Origin of the sequence: Agrobacterium sp. MCAB5, from assembly GCF_052114365.1 — a bacterium.
Lineage (GTDB): Bacteria > Pseudomonadota > Alphaproteobacteria > Rhizobiales > Rhizobiaceae > Agrobacterium > Agrobacterium tumefaciens.
On record NZ_JBFREP010000001.1, the window covers coordinates 272,422 to 286,784 of the forward strand.

At 58.1% G+C, this 14,363-nt stretch carries 17 protein-coding genes; 8 read left to right on the top strand and 9 right to left on the bottom strand.

The window, feature by feature from the left end:
- Nucleotides 1-11 precede the first annotated feature (11 nt).
- From hemW to rph, 3 genes are read right to left on the bottom strand one after another with little or no spacing between them, the layout of a single operon-like run.
- Nucleotides 12-1,211, bottom strand: a complete 1,200-nt coding sequence (gene hemW, locus AB4Z23_RS01360) for a radical SAM family heme chaperone HemW (protein WP_111782946.1) — start codon at nt 1,209-1,211, stop codon at nt 12-14.
- Between the two features lie 5 nt (nt 1,212-1,216).
- Nucleotides 1,217-1,861 (bottom strand): RdgB/HAM1 family non-canonical purine NTP pyrophosphatase, encoded by a 645-nt coding sequence (gene rdgB / locus AB4Z23_RS01365; RefSeq protein ID WP_003514751.1) that lies wholly within the window; start codon nt 1,859-1,861, stop codon nt 1,217-1,219.
- A gap of 17 nt (nt 1,862-1,878) precedes the next feature.
- Complete coding sequence (gene rph, locus AB4Z23_RS01370) at nt 1,879-2,595, bottom strand: ribonuclease PH (RefSeq protein WP_003514752.1); 717 nt, start codon at nt 2,593-2,595, stop codon at nt 1,879-1,881.
- A 136-nt stretch (nt 2,596-2,731) separates the two neighbouring features.
- Here rph and hrcA point away from each other — a divergent pair, with 136 nt between their 5' ends.
- Complete coding sequence (gene hrcA / locus AB4Z23_RS01375) at nt 2,732-3,823, top strand: heat-inducible transcriptional repressor HrcA (RefSeq protein WP_003514754.1); 1,092 nt, start codon at nt 2,732-2,734, stop codon at nt 3,821-3,823.
- 113 nt (nt 3,824-3,936) lie between these two features.
- Nucleotides 3,937-4,572, top strand: a complete 636-nt coding sequence (gene grpE, locus AB4Z23_RS01380; protein WP_003514756.1) for a nucleotide exchange factor GrpE — start codon at nt 3,937-3,939, stop codon at nt 4,570-4,572.
- Nucleotides 4,573-4,701: 129 nt separating this feature from the next.
- On the opposite strand, the gene ptsN is transcribed toward grpE, so the two are convergent.
- From ptsN to lptC, 6 genes are all read right to left on the bottom strand, one after another.
- Nucleotides 4,702-5,163 carry a PTS IIA-like nitrogen regulatory protein PtsN gene (ptsN, locus tag AB4Z23_RS01385; RefSeq protein ID WP_003493488.1) on the bottom strand — a complete coding sequence of 154 codons (462 nt, stop codon included), beginning with the start codon at nt 5,161-5,163 and terminating at the stop codon, nt 4,702-4,704.
- An 82-nt stretch (nt 5,164-5,245) separates the two neighbouring features.
- Complete coding sequence (gene hpf, locus AB4Z23_RS01390) at nt 5,246-5,827, bottom strand: ribosome hibernation-promoting factor, HPF/YfiA family (protein WP_003514759.1); 582 nt, start codon at nt 5,825-5,827, stop codon at nt 5,246-5,248.
- A 234-nt stretch (nt 5,828-6,061) separates the two neighbouring features.
- Nucleotides 6,062-7,612, bottom strand: coding sequence for an RNA polymerase factor sigma-54 (gene rpoN / locus AB4Z23_RS01395; protein WP_025592254.1), 1,551 nt, complete (start codon nt 7,610-7,612; stop codon nt 6,062-6,064).
- 153 nt (nt 7,613-7,765) lie between these two features.
- Nucleotides 7,766-8,575: an LPS export ABC transporter ATP-binding protein gene (gene lptB / locus AB4Z23_RS01400; protein WP_003514762.1), complete on the bottom strand. Its 810-nt coding sequence runs from the start codon at nt 8,573-8,575 to the stop codon at nt 7,766-7,768.
- Between the two features lie 9 nt (nt 8,576-8,584).
- Complete coding sequence (locus tag AB4Z23_RS01405) at nt 8,585-9,151, bottom strand: LptA/OstA family protein (protein WP_003514763.1); 567 nt, start codon at nt 9,149-9,151, stop codon at nt 8,585-8,587.
- 13 nt (nt 9,152-9,164) lie between these two features.
- Nucleotides 9,165-9,830 carry an LPS export ABC transporter periplasmic protein LptC gene (gene lptC, locus AB4Z23_RS01410; protein WP_003514764.1) on the bottom strand — a complete coding sequence of 222 codons (666 nt, stop codon included), beginning with the start codon at nt 9,828-9,830 and terminating at the stop codon, nt 9,165-9,167.
- A 249-nt stretch (nt 9,831-10,079) separates the two neighbouring features.
- Here lptC and sppA point away from each other — a divergent pair, with 249 nt between their 5' ends.
- From sppA to lspA, 6 genes are all read left to right on the top strand, one after another.
- On the top strand, nt 10,080-11,033 hold the full coding sequence (sppA, locus tag AB4Z23_RS01415; RefSeq protein ID WP_013635364.1) for a signal peptide peptidase SppA: 954 nt from the start codon (nt 10,080-10,082) through the stop codon (nt 11,031-11,033).
- Nucleotides 11,034-11,035: 2 nt separating this feature from the next.
- The gene (locus AB4Z23_RS01420) at nt 11,036-11,362 is read left to right on the top strand and encodes an integration host factor subunit beta (protein ID WP_219256707.1); all 327 of its coding nucleotides are present in this window, start codon (nt 11,036-11,038) and stop codon (nt 11,360-11,362) included.
- 65 nt (nt 11,363-11,427) lie between these two features.
- Nucleotides 11,428-11,769 carry a LapA family protein gene (locus AB4Z23_RS01425; protein WP_421475965.1) on the top strand — a complete coding sequence of 114 codons (342 nt, stop codon included), beginning with the start codon at nt 11,428-11,430 and terminating at the stop codon, nt 11,767-11,769.
- Between the two features lie 93 nt (nt 11,770-11,862).
- Nucleotides 11,863-12,996 (top strand): class I SAM-dependent methyltransferase, encoded by a 1,134-nt coding sequence (locus AB4Z23_RS01430; protein WP_141193511.1) that lies wholly within the window; start codon nt 11,863-11,865, stop codon nt 12,994-12,996.
- The gene (locus AB4Z23_RS01435; protein ID WP_421475963.1) at nt 12,993-13,853 is read left to right on the top strand and encodes a TrmH family RNA methyltransferase; all 861 of its coding nucleotides are present in this window, start codon (nt 12,993-12,995) and stop codon (nt 13,851-13,853) included. Before AB4Z23_RS01430 ends, AB4Z23_RS01435 begins: the two co-directional genes overlap by 4 nt.
- Nucleotides 13,853-14,341: a signal peptidase II gene (lspA, locus tag AB4Z23_RS01440; protein ID WP_003514769.1), complete on the top strand. Its 489-nt coding sequence runs from the start codon at nt 13,853-13,855 to the stop codon at nt 14,339-14,341. Before AB4Z23_RS01435 ends, lspA begins: the two co-directional genes overlap by 1 nt.
- Nucleotides 14,342-14,363: the final 22 nt, after the last annotated feature.

The window sequence follows — 14,363 nt, forward strand, 5'->3', positions numbered from 1 at the left end:
CAGGCTACCGGTCAGCAGGCGAGATCGGCGACCACGGCATCCAGAATAAGCATGCCGGAAGGGGTGCAGCGCAGGCGGGAATTGCCGATCCGTTCAACGAAGCCGTGTTGCAGGAGGAATTCCTCTTTCTCCGGGTCGAGCTCGCGGCCGGAGAGATCGCTCCAGCGAGCAAGATCAATGCCTTCGCGCAGGCGAAGGCCCATCAGCAGCAATTCGTCTGCCTGTTCGTCGACGCCGAGAAGCTCCTGATCGACCATGCCGTGGCCTTCACGCTCGACGGTATCGAGCCAGGTTTCGGGATGGCGCTCGGTGACGGTGGCGAGCTTGGAGGCGCCATTGGTCAGGCGTCCATGCGCACCGGGTCCAATACCGGCATAATCGCCATAACGCCAATAGGTCAGGTTATGGCGGCTTTCCGCACCGGGGCGGGCGTGATTGGAAACCTCGTACGCCGGCATGCCGTAACGCTCGGTGATTTCCTGCGTCGCTTCATAAAGCACCGCCGAATGCTCTCCATCCGGTACGATCAGCTTGCCAGCCTTGTGCAGCCCGTAGAACGGCGTGCCTTCCTCGATAGTGAGCTGATAGAGCGACAGATGGTCGACGGCGTAGGAGACGGCTTCCTTCAGCTCAGCGTCCCATTCGGCCACCGTCTGGTTCGGGCGGGCGTAAATCAGATCGAAGGACATGCGCGGAAAAATTTCCCGCGCCAGACGGATGGCTTTAAGCGCATCGGCAACATCATGCAGACGGCCAAGGAACTTCAGGTCCCGGTCGTTCAGCGCCTGGACGCCGAGCGAGACGCGATTGACGCCGGCTGCCCGGTAACCGCGAAACCGCTCCGCCTCGACGCTTGAAGGATTGGCCTCCATGGTGATCTCGATACCATCAGGCACATGCCAGAAGCGCGAAACGCCATCAAGAAGCGCGCCTACGGTCTGCGGGTCCATCAGCGAAGGTGTGCCGCCGCCCATGAAAATGCTGGTAACGACACGCGGACCGCTGAGCGCCCGCATCTTTGCCATTTCGCTGAGGAACGCCGCAGTGAACCGTTCCTGATCCACCGGGCGGTGGCGGACATGGCTGTTGAAATCGCAATAGGGGCATTTGGCCGCACAGAAGGGCCAGTGCAGATAGATCCCGAAACCGGGATCGCCCGTATCCGGCAGAAGCGACGCGCCGGGGGCAGAAAGTTGGTGCTCCCCGGTCATCGGGTTCATGCCTCCAGACAGGTTTCGACGAATTTTTTGAACGCGCGGGCACGGTGGGAGAGCGCAAACGCATCGCCGTGCTTCCAGCCGTGTTTTTCGTCTGCGGTCATTTCACCGAATGTGGTGTCGTAACCTTCCGGTTTGAAGATCGGGTCATAGCCGAAACCGCTCGTTCCGCGCGGGGGCCACGCCACCGTGCCTTCCACCTCGCCGCGAAAATATTCGACATGCCCATCCGGCCAGGCAAGGCAAAGCACGCTGACGAAGCGGCCCGTGCGGTCTTCCGGCTTCGTTGCACCGCGTTCGGCAAGCGCATCCTCGACCTTCTGCATGGCCATGGCGAAGTCGCGCGTACCGTCAGCCGTTTCCGCCCAATTGGCAGTGTAAACGCCCGGCGCGCCATCCAGCGCATCGATCACCAGACCGGAATCGTCAGACAGAGCCGGCAGGCCGGACGCCTTCGCAGACGCAAGCGCCTTGATGGCAGCATTTTCCTCAAAGGTGGTGCCTGTCTCGTCCGGCTCCACGAAGTTCAGCTCCGCAGCCGATTTGGCTGAAAAGCCGAAAGGCCCGATCAGGTCGGCGATTTCGGCGATCTTGCCCTTGTTGTGGCTGGCGACGACGATCGTTCTGGTATCGAGCTTGCGCATGACGTTTTCCTGTCGGCTCAGGCTATTGCCTGTTTCTGAAGGGCCACCAGTTCGCTGCATCCGGCCTTTGCAAGACCGAGCAGCGTCAGGAATTCCTCTTCGGAGAAGGGGGCACCTTCCGCGGTTCCCTGCACCTCGACGATGCCGCCGGAGCCGGTGATGACGAAATTCGCATCGGTCTCGGCGGAGGAATCCTCGAGATAATCGAGATCGATGACCGGCTGTTTTGCAAAGATGCCGCAGGAGATCGCGGCGATATGGTCTTTCAGGACCTTCTCGACCTTGATCATGTTGCGAGTTTCCATCCACTTCAGGCAATCATGCAGGGCGATCCATGCGCCGGTGATGGAAGCCGTGCGCGTGCCGCCATCGGCCTGAATGACGTCGCAGTCAATGCTGATCTGGCGCTCGCCGAGCGCCTGCAGGTCGACCACTGCGCGCAGCGAGCGGCCGATAAGGCGCTGGATTTCCTGCGTGCGTCCGCCCTGCTTGCCGGCTGAGGCCTCGCGTTTCATCCGCTCATGGGTGGAACGCGGCAGCATGCCGTATTCGGCGGTGACCCAGCCCTTGCCGCTGTTGCGCAGCCACGGCGGCGTCTTTTCCTCAAGGCTTGCGGTGACGAGCACATGCGTATCACCGAATTTGACCAGACAGGAACCTTCGGCATGTTTCGAGAAATTGCGCTCGAAGGAAACCTTGCGCATCTGATCGGTTTTTCTGCCTGAAGGCCGCATATGATCCACTCTCCATGTTGGTTCCTGCCTTCTAAGGCGCGCCCCGGGGTTTTGCAAAGCCAATTTCCATTTTGCCGCAGCGGTGCAACGCATTATATTGGTACGGACAGAGTTTTGACGATAAAGAACGGATGATATGGGCTTTTCCGCACCGCTTTCAAAAGATCAGGCATCGTTGCTGGATGAACGGTCGCGGGAGATTTTCCGGCGCATCGTCGAAGGCTATCTCGACACCGGCGAACCCTTGGGGTCGCGCAGCCTGTCGCGGCTGTTGCCGATGTCGCTTTCACCGGCCTCCGTTCGCAACGTCATGAGCGACCTCGAGGAACTGGGTCTCATCTATTCGCCGCATATCAGCGCCGGGCGACTGCCCACCCAGACGGGGCTGCGCTTCTTCGTGGACGCATTCATGCAGGTGGGCGATCTGCCCGCCGATGAGAGAGCCAGTATCGACCGTCAGATCGGTCCGGTCGCCGGCCACGAGCAATCGCTGGAAGGGTTGCTGACGGAGGCAAGCCGCATGCTTTCAGGCATGTCGCGCGGTGCTGGCCTGGTGCTGACGGCCAAGAGCGACGTCATTCTCAAGCATGTTGAATTCATCCGGCTGGAGCCCACCAAGGCGCTTGCCGTGCTGGTGGGGGACCACAATCAGGTCGAAAACCGTATCATCGAATTGCCGGTCGGCATTTCGTCATCGCAATTGACAGAGGCGGCAAATTTCATCAATGCCCATCTTTCCGGGCAGACGCTGCAGGAACTGCGGGGCCAGTTTCAGACGCAGCGTGCCGAATTGCAGTCGGAACTCGGCACGCTCGCGCAGGACCTCATCGAACGTGGTCTCGCCATATGGGCGGGCGACAATGAAGAGGGCAAGCTCGGCCGCCTCATCGTACGCGGACGCTCCAACCTGCTGGAAGGTCTGGCCGGTGAGGAAGATATCGATCGTGTGCGCCTGCTGTTCGACGATCTGGAACGCAAGGAAAACCTCATCGAGATCCTCAACCTTGCAGAAAGTGGCTCAGGCGTCAGGATTTTCATCGGCTCGGAAAACAAGCTCTTCTCGCTGTCCGGCTCGTCACTGATCGTGGCACCTTATCGGGATGAGGAAAATCGCGTTGTGGGTGCCGTCGGCGTCATCGGTCCCACGAGGCTCAATTACGCCCGTATCGTGCCTATGGTGGACTACACCGCACAAATTATGGCCCGCCTTTCCCGAAAGCAGAGATAGGACAAGCCCGCAAGGTTAGAGAATGCGGCAAGCTTTTCGCCGCAAGCCTTGATTTTTGCCCTTCAAACCTCGATATCGGGCGCAACCAACAATATTCAAATCTGGAGAACGTCATGACCGACGATACGAAAAAGCCCGGACCTGACGCGGACGTCGCCGAAGAGTTTGTCGAACCCGCATTTACAGGGGAAGAGACGGCGGAAGCTGCCGAGCCCGATCCGATCGAACTGCTCAGGGCCGAAAATGCCGATCTGCGCGACAAGTTCCTGCGTCTTGCAGCAGAAATGGACAATCTTCGTCGCCGCACCGAACGCGAAGTCAAGGATGCGAAGGCCTATTCTCTCGCCGCTTTCGCGCGCGACATGCTTGCCGTTTCCGACAATCTTCGCCGCGCTCTTGAAGCCATTCCGGACGAACTCAAGACCAATGGCGAAGCCGGTCTCAACGGCCTGATCGAAGGTGTCGAGATGACGGAGCGCTCGATGCTCTCGACGCTGGAGCGACATGGCGTCAAAAAGATCGATGCGGAAGGCCAGAAATTCGATCCGAATTTCCACCAGGCGATGTTCGAAATTCCGAACACGGCAGTTCCGAACAACACGGTACTGCAGGTGGTTCAGGCCGGTTTCACCATCGGTGACCGGGTGCTGCGCCCCGCCATGGTTGGCGTCTCAAAGGGTGGCCCGAAGGTGGAGACCGCCGCAGCGCCCGAGCCGGGCACCGCCTCCGTCAACGAGAAGGATGCGTGAGGCATTCCCTCATCTAAAGCGCGTCCGGATATAAAACCGGGACGCGCTTTTGTTTGAAATGCTCCAATAAAAAACGCGCCTCAAGGGCGCGTTTTTTTGTCCATGGAAAGGACCGTCGACAGCCTTTGATCAGGCAGCGGTCGCCTGCTCCTGATTGAGGAAGGCGTAGATTGCCGTGTCGGAATCGGTGGCACGCAGCTTGGCCACCAGCTCGGGGTCGCGTAAAGCACGGGCAATTCTCGACAGCGCCTTCAGATGATCCGCGCCGGCGCCTTCGGGTGCAAGCAGCAGGAAAACCAGATCGACCGGCTGGTCATCCAGCGCCTCGAAATCAACAGGTGTTTCAAGACGTGCGAAGACGCCGGTGATCTGATGGATGCTGCTCAGCTTGCCATGCGGAATGGCAATGCCGTGCCCCACACCGGTGGAGCCGAGTTTCTCACGCTGGAGGATGACGTCGAAAACTTCCCGTTCCGAGACTCCGGTAATTCTGGCTGCCTTTGCGGCCAGCTCCTGAAGCAATTGCTTTTTGGAATTCACCTTGAGGGCGGGAATAATCGCATCTTGTTGCAGCAAATCTGCCAACGCCATTCTCTTTTTCCTTCATGCCATCGAGACGATGCAGGAGGCAGATACGCTTTCGCGCTCTGCCTCCCATGTCTTGTCAGACTGTTCAGCTCTTGATCGTTTCCGCGTCGATCCAGCCAATATTGCCGTCATGTCGTCGGTAGACGATGTTGAGATATTCCTTGCCGGGGCTGCGGAACAGCAGAACCGGTTCGTCCGTCATGTCGAGCGCCATCACGGCGCTGGCGACGGACATCGTCTTTATCTGTTTCGAACTTTCCGCAACGATCGTGGGTGCGTAGTCTTCCGGAACCTCGTGGTCCTCATCGGGGACAGCATCCATTACCGTATAGGCGATTTCCGACATCGCGCCGTTCGCCGCGGAACCATTGTGGTGATGGTCCTTCAGCTTCCGTTTGTAGCGACGCAGGCGCTTCTCGATACGCTCGGCGGCGGCATCGAAACTCGCTTGCGGATCATTTGCCTGACCCGCCGCATGCAATACAACGCCCGTATCGAGATGCAGTTTGCAATCGGCTGCAAAACGCGATCCGGACTTCTCTACGGTCACTTGGCCTGAATACCCCCCATCGAAGTATTTGGTAACTGCCAGACCTATATTGTCCTCAATCCGCTGCCGGAAAGATTCGCCGATCTCCATATGTTTACCAGATACACGCACACTCATGGAAAATTTCCTTTTTGTAGTGATTTGCGAGTACCAGCTTACGTCAAGCCGCGCGCGCATCCAAGCGTTTCGAAGGCCTTTAAAAGCCCCCATTCGAATTTTACGCCCATGGACGGTGGAGATGAATCCGTTACAAATGACCTTGCTTACGTGTGCGGCGGGCTTCTAGCCCTTGCCGTAGCAAGAGTCAATGGTGCGGCTGGAAAGCCCTGAAAACGTGACCAGCGCCACCGCTCAGAACGCCGACAGTCTGGCCAGGGCCTTCTTCTCGCGCCGTCTCTGAACGGAGGATGGGATGTTCATCGCCTCGCGATATTTGGCCACGGTGCGGCGGGCAAGATCGATACCACTCTTTTTCAGATTATCGACGATATCGTCATCGGAAAGCACTGCGTCGGCGGCCTCCTGCGCGATCATCGCCTTGATGCGGTGACGCACCGCTTCTGCAGAATGGCTGTCACCGCCTTCCACCGAACTGATGGAAACACTGAAGAAATATTTCAGCTCGAACAGGCCGCGCGGCGTCAGCATATATTTTTTCGACGTCACCCGGCTGACCGTGGATTCGTGCATCTTGATGGCGTCGGCCACCGTCTTGAGGTTCAGCGGGCGCAGGTGGTCCACGCCATTGACGAGAAAGGCGTCCTGCTGGCGCACGATTTCGGTCGCCACCTTCATGATCGTTCTGGCGCGCTGGTCGAGGCTGCGGGTCAGCCAATGGGCCGTCTGCATGCATTCGGAAAGGAAATCCTGATCCTCTCCCTCACGCGACTTGTGCCTTGAAACCTCTGCGAAATAGGTCTGGTTGATGAGCACGCGCGGCAGGGTCTCGGGGTTGATTTCCACAAGCCAGCCGCCGGCAGAGGAGGGGCGAATGATGATATCAGGAACGATTGTCTCGGAAACGGTCGAATCGTAACCAGCGCCCGGACGCGGATTGAGCGTGCGGATTTCCGCCAGCATGTCGAGAAGGTCTTCCTCATCCACGCCGCAGAGTTTTTTTAGAGAAGCGAAATCCCGTTTCGCCAGAAGCTCCAGATTGTCGATAAAAGCCCGCATTGCCGGATCAAGCCTGTCCTTCTGGGCAAGCTGGATCGCCAGACATTCGCTCAGCGAGCGGGAAAACACGCCGGGAGGATCAAAGCCCTGAAGCGTCTCCAGAATGCGCTCCACTGCCGAAGGCGCCGCCCCCAGCCGTTCAGCGACGTCTTCGACGGCATCTACGGCGATATATCCGGTCTCGTCGAGCTGGCCGATCAGCGCATCGGCAATCATCCTGTCTTCCACAGAGGATATGGCGAGAGGCAATTGCTGATTGAGATGGTCGCTGAGGGTCTGTTTCGCGGCAACGAAGTCGTCGAGATCGTAACTCTCGCCTGACTCCTGCCCGGGCATGGATTTCCACTGCCCCGCCAGTTCGGGTGCGTCGGGCTTTCTGGGTTCGGTATCGTCAGGAAAGACATTTTCGAAGCTGGTGTCGAGCTGTTCGCCGAGATTTGCCGCGCGATCGCCGTACCAGTCGTCGCTGTCGGCCGTTACCGGCGCGGACTTGTCGGACCCTTCGCTGTCGGCATCGCCGAAATTCTCCGCATCAGCAGGGGTATCGTTGCTCAAATCGCCGTCGTTTGCCGCAATTTCAAGCAAAGGATTGCGCTCCACCTCCTGCGCGATGAACTGCGTCAGTTCGAAATGCGTCATCTGAAGCAGCTGGATGGACTGCATCAGTTGCGGTGTCATCACGAGAGACTGGTTTTGACGCAGCAAAAGGCTGGCAGATAATGCCATGGCGGACGCGAAACTCCCCTTACAGCTTCTTCGTCGCCACAAATTTCATAAATTTTGCGCAGGCAACGAAACTTGGCCCAAAAATTGCTTTTTTATTATGTTTGGTCAAGCGTCACTGCGGGGCGCGATGAAGAATCTTTCGCGCCCGGGAGCTTAAAGGCTAAAATTATTGCCGAGATAGAGCCGGCGCACATCCGGATTGTTGACGATATCGTCCGCACGGCCATGGGTCAGAACCTCACCGGCATGGATGATATAGGCGCGGTCAATGAGGCCGAGCGTTTCGCGGACATTGTGGTCGGTGATGAGAACGCCGATCCCGCGCGCGGTCAAATGTCTGACAAGGTTCTGAATGTCGCTGACGGAGATCGGATCGACGCCGGCAAAAGGTTCGTCCAGAAGCATGAAGGTCGGATCGGTCGCCAGAGCACGGGCGATTTCCAGACGGCGACGTTCGCCGCCCGACAGGGCGACAGCGGGCGATTTGCGCAGCTGCGCAATGTGGAACTCTTCCAGCAACTCATCGAGCTTGCGGCTGCGCTTGGCGCTGTCAGGTTCGTGCACTTCCAGCACGGCGCGGATGTTTTCCTCGACTGTCAGTCCACGGAAAATGGAGGCTTCCTGCGGCAGGTAGCCGACACCGAGGCGGGCACGCCTGTACATCGGCATGGTGGTGACGTCGTTGCCGTTGATGGCGATCTTGCCGCTATCGACGGGTACGAGGCCCGTGATCATGTAGAAACAGGTGGTTTTGCCCGCGCCGTTCGGGCCAAGCAGCCCCACGGCTTCACCACGGCGCACGACCAGCGAGACGCCGTTGACGACGCGCCGTGTATTATAGGTCTTCGTCAGACCATGCGCGATCAGGGTGCCGTCATAGCGAGCCTTGTCGGCCTGCGACGCAGCGTCCACAGGTCGGTCGCGCCCACCGCCAAATATTTTTGAGATCGAGGCTATCTTCACGAGGTGAGACTACTGTTTCTTCTGCTGCGATTTCGGATCGAGCATGATCCGGACAGGGCCGCCGCAGCTTTCAAGCTTTGCCTGCCCCGAGTTCATCAGAACAGTGAGCTTGCAGCCGGTGAACACATTCGCGCCCTCGGACAGCACAACCTGCTTGCCGGTCAGAATGAAGGTCTGCGCCGCCATGTCGAATTCGCCGTGATCGGCCGTGGCCTTCTGCGTCTCGGACGTCAGGTAGACGTTATTGTCGACGAAGATTTTTTCGATGTTGGCGTCACCGCTGGTGAGCGAGGAACCTTCACCCTTGTAATTGACCGTCATCTTGCCGGCCTGAAGGGTGGTGGTGCCCTGCACAACTTTCACGTTACCGGTGAAATAGGCCTTGCGCTCTTGGTCCCGAATTTCGAGCTGATCGCTTTCGATAGCGATCGGCTGGTCGCCGGAGAGCTTGACGCCTGTCATGTTGCTGGTGGTGTTCTGAGCGAAAGCCACGGTTGCAAGACAGGAAAAAGCAAAAGCTGCGGCTGTAACGCCTGCGGATTTGCCAAGGGAAACGGGACGGGAAATTTGCATCATCTGGACCGGGCTCTCACTTGCCTTCATTCTTGATATTGGATGCAGCGATACGTGCGCGTACCTGCCCCGAAAATGTAATAGTCTTGCCATTATCCGCGATATCAATCGATTGCGCAACAATGGCGCCGTCGTTTGTTTTGATCGAAACTGGCTCTTTGCTGCTCATTTTTCCAGCCTTCAGATCGACATCCGCAGATTGGAACTTCGCTTGTATGCCATTGCTGAGATTGATGTCAAAAGGGGCGGTCATCTTCAGCGTGTTGGTGGCCCGGTCGAAAATGCCTTCCTTGGCGATCACCTGGGCGACGCTGTCGTTCACAGGCACCGCGGCCAGAACCCTTTCGAGCGTCATGAGGTTGGGGTTGGCGATATCCTGCAACGCACGGTCTGCGTTCATCGAGTAGTCGATCCCCTTCTCGTTGCGGCCCGCAACGGCCGGCTTTTCCATCACGATCTTGCCGTCTTCGATCCTTGCGCTTTCAAGCGAAACCTCTTCGGGCGCCCAGGTGCGAATGAGCGAAACGGCGACGAAGGCAAACGAGATGATCGCCGCACCGAGCGGCAGAATGATTTTCAGCCGCTTCACGCGCGCGGAATGCCTCAGCGCGCGCTCGTAAGCGCCGTTCTGGTCATTGGGCAGCGGAAACGCTGGCGCGGGTTGGCGGAGTCTTTCGAGCATAAGAGTGGGTCCGGAAAACTTCCTGGGCGCCACTTTGGCGCGCAACTGAAGCTTATATGTTTATCTTGATGTCTTTGGCATGAGTGCTGTGTCCTGCCAATATGGTTTTTGTCTGGAAAGGTGCAAGGGAAATGCGAATTTAATCGTAATTCTGGTTTCCTTATTGTTTCCTTGCGGCTTCGCGCTAGAAGAACCATATGGCCATGACGCTTACATTACGCTTCAAATGCCGGAAGGCAGGGGTTTTCGATGGATAATATGGCGATAGCGGATCGCAGACGATTGCGCCGCAAGCTGACTTTCTGGCGGATTGCCGCTGTTTTTCTGTTTGTCGCCGGCATTTTCGGCCTCTACCGGTTTCTATGGGCCACCCCGCAGCAAAGCGAGAGACCCCATATTGCCCGTGTCCAGATCTCCGGGCTGATCCAGGACAATACCGAACTTCTGGAGCGGCTGGACAAGATTGCCAAGAGCGACAATGTCAAAGGGCTGATCGTGTCGATTTCATCGCCCGGTGGCACCACCTATGGCGGCGAGCGCATCTTCAAGGCCATTCGCGGCGTTGCGGAAAAGAAGCCGGTGGTGTCCGATGTCCGCACGCTTGCCGCCTCCGCTGGATATATGATCGCATCTGCAGGTGACGTCATCGTCGCTGGCGAAACCTCGATCACCGGCTCGATCGGCGTGATCTTTCAATATCCCCAGATCGGCCAGCTGATGGATAAGCTCGGCGTCTCGCTGCAGGAAATAAAGTCCTCTCCGATGAAGGCGGAGCCTTCGCCGTTCCATGAGGCGCCCGAAGAGGCGAAGACGATGATCCGTTCCATGGTGATGGACAGCTACGGCTGGTTCGTCGATCTTGTGGCCGATCGCCGCAAATTGCCGCGCGAGGATGTGTTGAAACTGGCGGACGGATCGATTTTCACGGGCAGACAGGCGCTCGCCAACAAGCTGGTCGACACGCTTGGCGGCGAAAAGGAAATTCGCGGCTATTTCGAAACGCGCGGTGTTGCCAAGGATCTGCCGATCGTGGAATGGCGCGCACCGTCTTCCAGTTCGCCTTTTTCGCTTTTCAGTGTTGCTCAAATAGCGAAGCTTCTGGGATATGACGATTTAATCCCGTTTGCGGGCTCCGGTCAGCTCGGTGCGGACAAGTTGTTTCTTGACGGTCTTGTTTCCGTTTGGCAGGTTGAGCCGCATTAAAAATCCAATTCTTTCAGGGGGCAACCGTGATCAAGTCTGAACTGGTGCAGATCGTTGCTGCGCGTAACCCGCACCTTTATCACCGTGACGTGGAAAATATCGTCAATGCGGTGCTGGATGAAATCACCGATGCCTTGGCAGCGGGAAATCGTGTCGAGCTTCGTGGTTTCGGCGCATTTTCGGTGAAGAACCGTCCTTCGCGTTCCGGTCGGAACCCGCGCACGGGTGAATCGGTTTTCGTCGAGGAAAAATGGGTGCCTTTCTTCAAGACGGGCAAGGAACTGCGTGAGCGCCTGAACCCCGGTATGGGTGACGAAGAGGACGATTGATCGTTCTCACCCGCCGCCCCGGAAACGGAGCCGACGGAATGCACGCCGCGATGGAGTAATGTCGGATGTCGAAAAAAATCATCAACCTCATCATCCTGCTTCCGCTGGCGATTATCCTCGTCATCCTGTGCGTGGCCAATCGTCAGTCCGTGACGCTCGCGCTCAATCCGTTCCGGCCGGAGGATGGTGTACTTTCCTTCACCGCGCCGTTTTTCGTGTTCCTGTTTCTGGCCGTCATTTTCGGTGTGCTTCTGGGATCTTCCGCCACATGGTTTGCGCAGGGCAAGCATCGCAAGCGCGCCCGTATCGAGGCGAAGGAAGCCGTTCGCTGGCATGACGAGGCGAACCGGCACAAAGCGGTAACAGCCGCGCAGCTTCCGAATGCGGGCCAACTCCCGGCAAAGTGATGGTGCCGACATTCGTTGCGGCTCTAGTCGAGCGACGCTTGGAATGCTATTTGCTGGCGCGATAAGACGCGGGCAGAAGCGGAAAGATTTCCATTGAAGAAAAAAGACAGCCGGCCGGGCAATCGCGTGCGTGCCGGGAGCGAGAAAAAACAGGTTCATGCCGCAAAGCCGGCACGGCGAGTGGACGCGGCGCCTAAAAAGCGCGAGCCGGACGCGGTGCGCAGCGCGCCCAAATCTGCGCCGAGGGAAAAGATAGCCCCAGTACCGGCCGTTGAGCAGGTGCCTGCGCGGCCCCTCAAGCATCGCACCGGCGAACGTCCCGCAGAACAGGTTCCGGTGATTCTGGAATCGAGTGGCGCGGGTGATTTTCATCTCATCGACAGCGGCAATGGCCTGAAGCTTGAACAATACGGCGAATATCGCGTCGTCCGTCCCGAGGCGCAGGCTCTCTGGCAGCCGTCGGTTCCCGACCGCGTATGGCAGAATGCCGACGCCATTTTTACCGGCGACACGGATGAAGACGGCATGGGCCGTTGGCGTTTTCCAAAGGCAGCACTTGGCGAAACCTGGCCATTGTCGCTGCTCGGCGTCGAGTTTCTCGGCCGTTTCACGGCCTTCCGGCATGTCGGCGTCTTCCCGGAGCAGATTGTCCACTGGGAATGGCTGAAAAATGCCGTCGAAACGGCTGACCGGCCGCTGAAAGTACTGAACCTGTTTGGTTACACCGGCGTCGCTTCTTTGGTCGCCGCTGCTGCAGGCGCTGAAGTGACCCATGTCGACGCCTCCAAGAAAGCGATCGGCTGGGCAAAGGAGAACCAGGCGCTTGCCGGGCTCGAACAGGCGCCGATCCGCTGGATTTGCGAAGACGCGATGAAGTTCATCCAGCGCGAGGAGCGTCGCGGCAGCACCTACGACATCATTCTCACCGACCCGCCGAAATTCGGCCGCGGCACCCATGGTGAAATCTGGCAATTGTTCGACCATCTTCCGTTGATGCTCGATATCTGCCGGGAAATCCTGTCGCCCAAAGCGCTCGGTCTGGTGCTGACGGCCTATTCTATTAGGGCCAGCTTCTATTCGATGCATGAATTGATGCGCGAAATCATGCGCGGCGCCGGTGGCGTCGTTGCGTCCGGCGAGCTCGTCATTCGCGAGGCCGGGCTTGATGGGAAGACGCCGGGCCGGGTGCTTTCCACATCGCTGTTCAGCCGCTGGGAGCCGAAATGACGAACGACATGCGCGAAAACACGACGCGCCGGGTTGGCCAGGTCAAGGAAATCACCAGCCTTGCCAATCCCATCATCAAGGATATCAAGGCGCTTACCCAGAAAAAGGGCAGGGAAGAGACCGGCACCTTCATGGCGGAAGGCCTGAAGCTGGTTATCGACGCGCTCGAACTGGGCTGGACCATCCGCACCCTGGTTTACGCCAAGGCGGCCAAGGGCAAGCCGCTGGTGGAGCAGGCGGCCGTAAAGACGGTCGCTTCCGGCGGGCTGGTGCTCGAAGTCAGCGAAAAAGTCATCGCCTCGATCACCCGACGCGACAATCCGCAAATGGTCGTTGGCATCTTTGACCAGAGATGGAAGCCATTGAAGGATATCCGTCCGGAAAAAGGCGAGACCTATATCGCGCTCGATAGGGTGCGTGATCCCGGCAATCTCGGCACCATCATCCGCACGGCGGATGCGGCGGGTGCCTCAGGCGTCATTCTGGTCGGCGATTGCACCGATCCGTTTTCGCTGGAAACGGTGCGTGCGACCATGGGTTCGGTCTTCGCTACGCCGGTTGCCCGCGCCTCGGTTGAGGAATTCCTCTCATGGAAAAAATCAGCCAATGTCAGTGTCGTTGCCACCCATCTTGCCGGGTCGGTGGATTATCGAAAAATCGATTACGCCGGAAAGCCCGTCGTGCTTTTGATGGGTAACGAACAATCCGGCCTGCCGCCTGAACTGGCCGGCAAGGCAGACCAACTGGCGCGCATTCCCCAACAGGGCCGTGCCGATAGTCTCAATCTCGCCATCGCAACCGCTGTCATGCTTTTCGAGGCGCGGCGACATCTCCTCGAACTGGCACCGGTGAAGTAATGGCCAAAGCGGCGTTGTTTTCGAAATTCGGCCCGGCTTTCGCGCTTATCGTTGCTGCCCTTGTGCTGGACCAGGTCGTCAAGCAACTGGTCGAGACCTATCTGCCGTTGCAGGAGATGGTGCCGGTCATTCCGTTCCTGGCGCTTTACCGCACCTATAATCTAGGTGTGGCGTTTTCGATGCTGGCGGACATGCACGGCTGGTTCATCGTCAGCATGCGGCTCGTCATCGTGGTCTTCGTTCTGTGGCTCTGGCGCAAGACGGCGGCGGATCGGACTTTTGCCCATCTTGGCTTCGCCTTCATCATCGCTGGAGCGGCCGGCAATCTTCTCGACCGCTTTTTCTACGGTCACGTCATCGACTACATCCTGTTTCACACCGATACATGGTCGTTCGCGGTCTTCAATCTGGCAGACACTTTCATAACAATCGGTGCCGGTTGCGTCATTCTCGATGAGTTTCTGCACGCCCGGGCGGCTAAAAAGTAAAATTTTAGCGTTTGAGCCAAAC

Coding starts and splice junctions, on each gene's coding strand:
- ptsN (WP_003493488.1), bottom strand. CDS start 5,163: ATGGCGTTGGCAGATTTGCTGCAACAAGATGCGATTATTCCCGCCCTC.
- sppA (WP_013635364.1), top strand. CDS start 10,080: ATGGATAATATGGCGATAGCGGATCGCAGACGATTGCGCCGCAAGCTG.
- hpf (WP_003514759.1), bottom strand. CDS start 5,827: ATGAGTGTGCGTGTATCTGGTAAACATATGGAGATCGGCGAATCTTTC.
- rph (WP_003514752.1), bottom strand. CDS start 2,595: ATGCGGCCTTCAGGCAGAAAAACCGATCAGATGCGCAAGGTTTCCTTC.
- lptC (WP_003514764.1), bottom strand. CDS start 9,830: ATGCTCGAAAGACTCCGCCAACCCGCGCCAGCGTTTCCGCTGCCCAAT.
- rpoN (WP_025592254.1), bottom strand. CDS start 7,612: ATGGCATTATCTGCCAGCCTTTTGCTGCGTCAAAACCAGTCTCTCGTG.
- hrcA (WP_003514754.1), top strand. CDS start 2,732: ATGGGCTTTTCCGCACCGCTTTCAAAAGATCAGGCATCGTTGCTGGAT.
- AB4Z23_RS01425 (WP_421475965.1), top strand. CDS start 11,428: ATGTCGAAAAAAATCATCAACCTCATCATCCTGCTTCCGCTGGCGATT.
- lspA (WP_003514769.1), top strand. CDS start 13,853: ATGGCCAAAGCGGCGTTGTTTTCGAAATTCGGCCCGGCTTTCGCGCTT.
- AB4Z23_RS01435 (WP_421475963.1), top strand. CDS start 12,993: ATGACGAACGACATGCGCGAAAACACGACGCGCCGGGTTGGCCAGGTC.
- rdgB (WP_003514751.1), bottom strand. CDS start 1,861: ATGCGCAAGCTCGATACCAGAACGATCGTCGTCGCCAGCCACAACAAG.
- AB4Z23_RS01405 (WP_003514763.1), bottom strand. CDS start 9,151: ATGATGCAAATTTCCCGTCCCGTTTCCCTTGGCAAATCCGCAGGCGTT.
- hemW (WP_111782946.1), bottom strand. CDS start 1,211: ATGACCGGGGAGCACCAACTTTCTGCCCCCGGCGCGTCGCTTCTGCCG.
- grpE (WP_003514756.1), top strand. CDS start 3,937: ATGACCGACGATACGAAAAAGCCCGGACCTGACGCGGACGTCGCCGAA.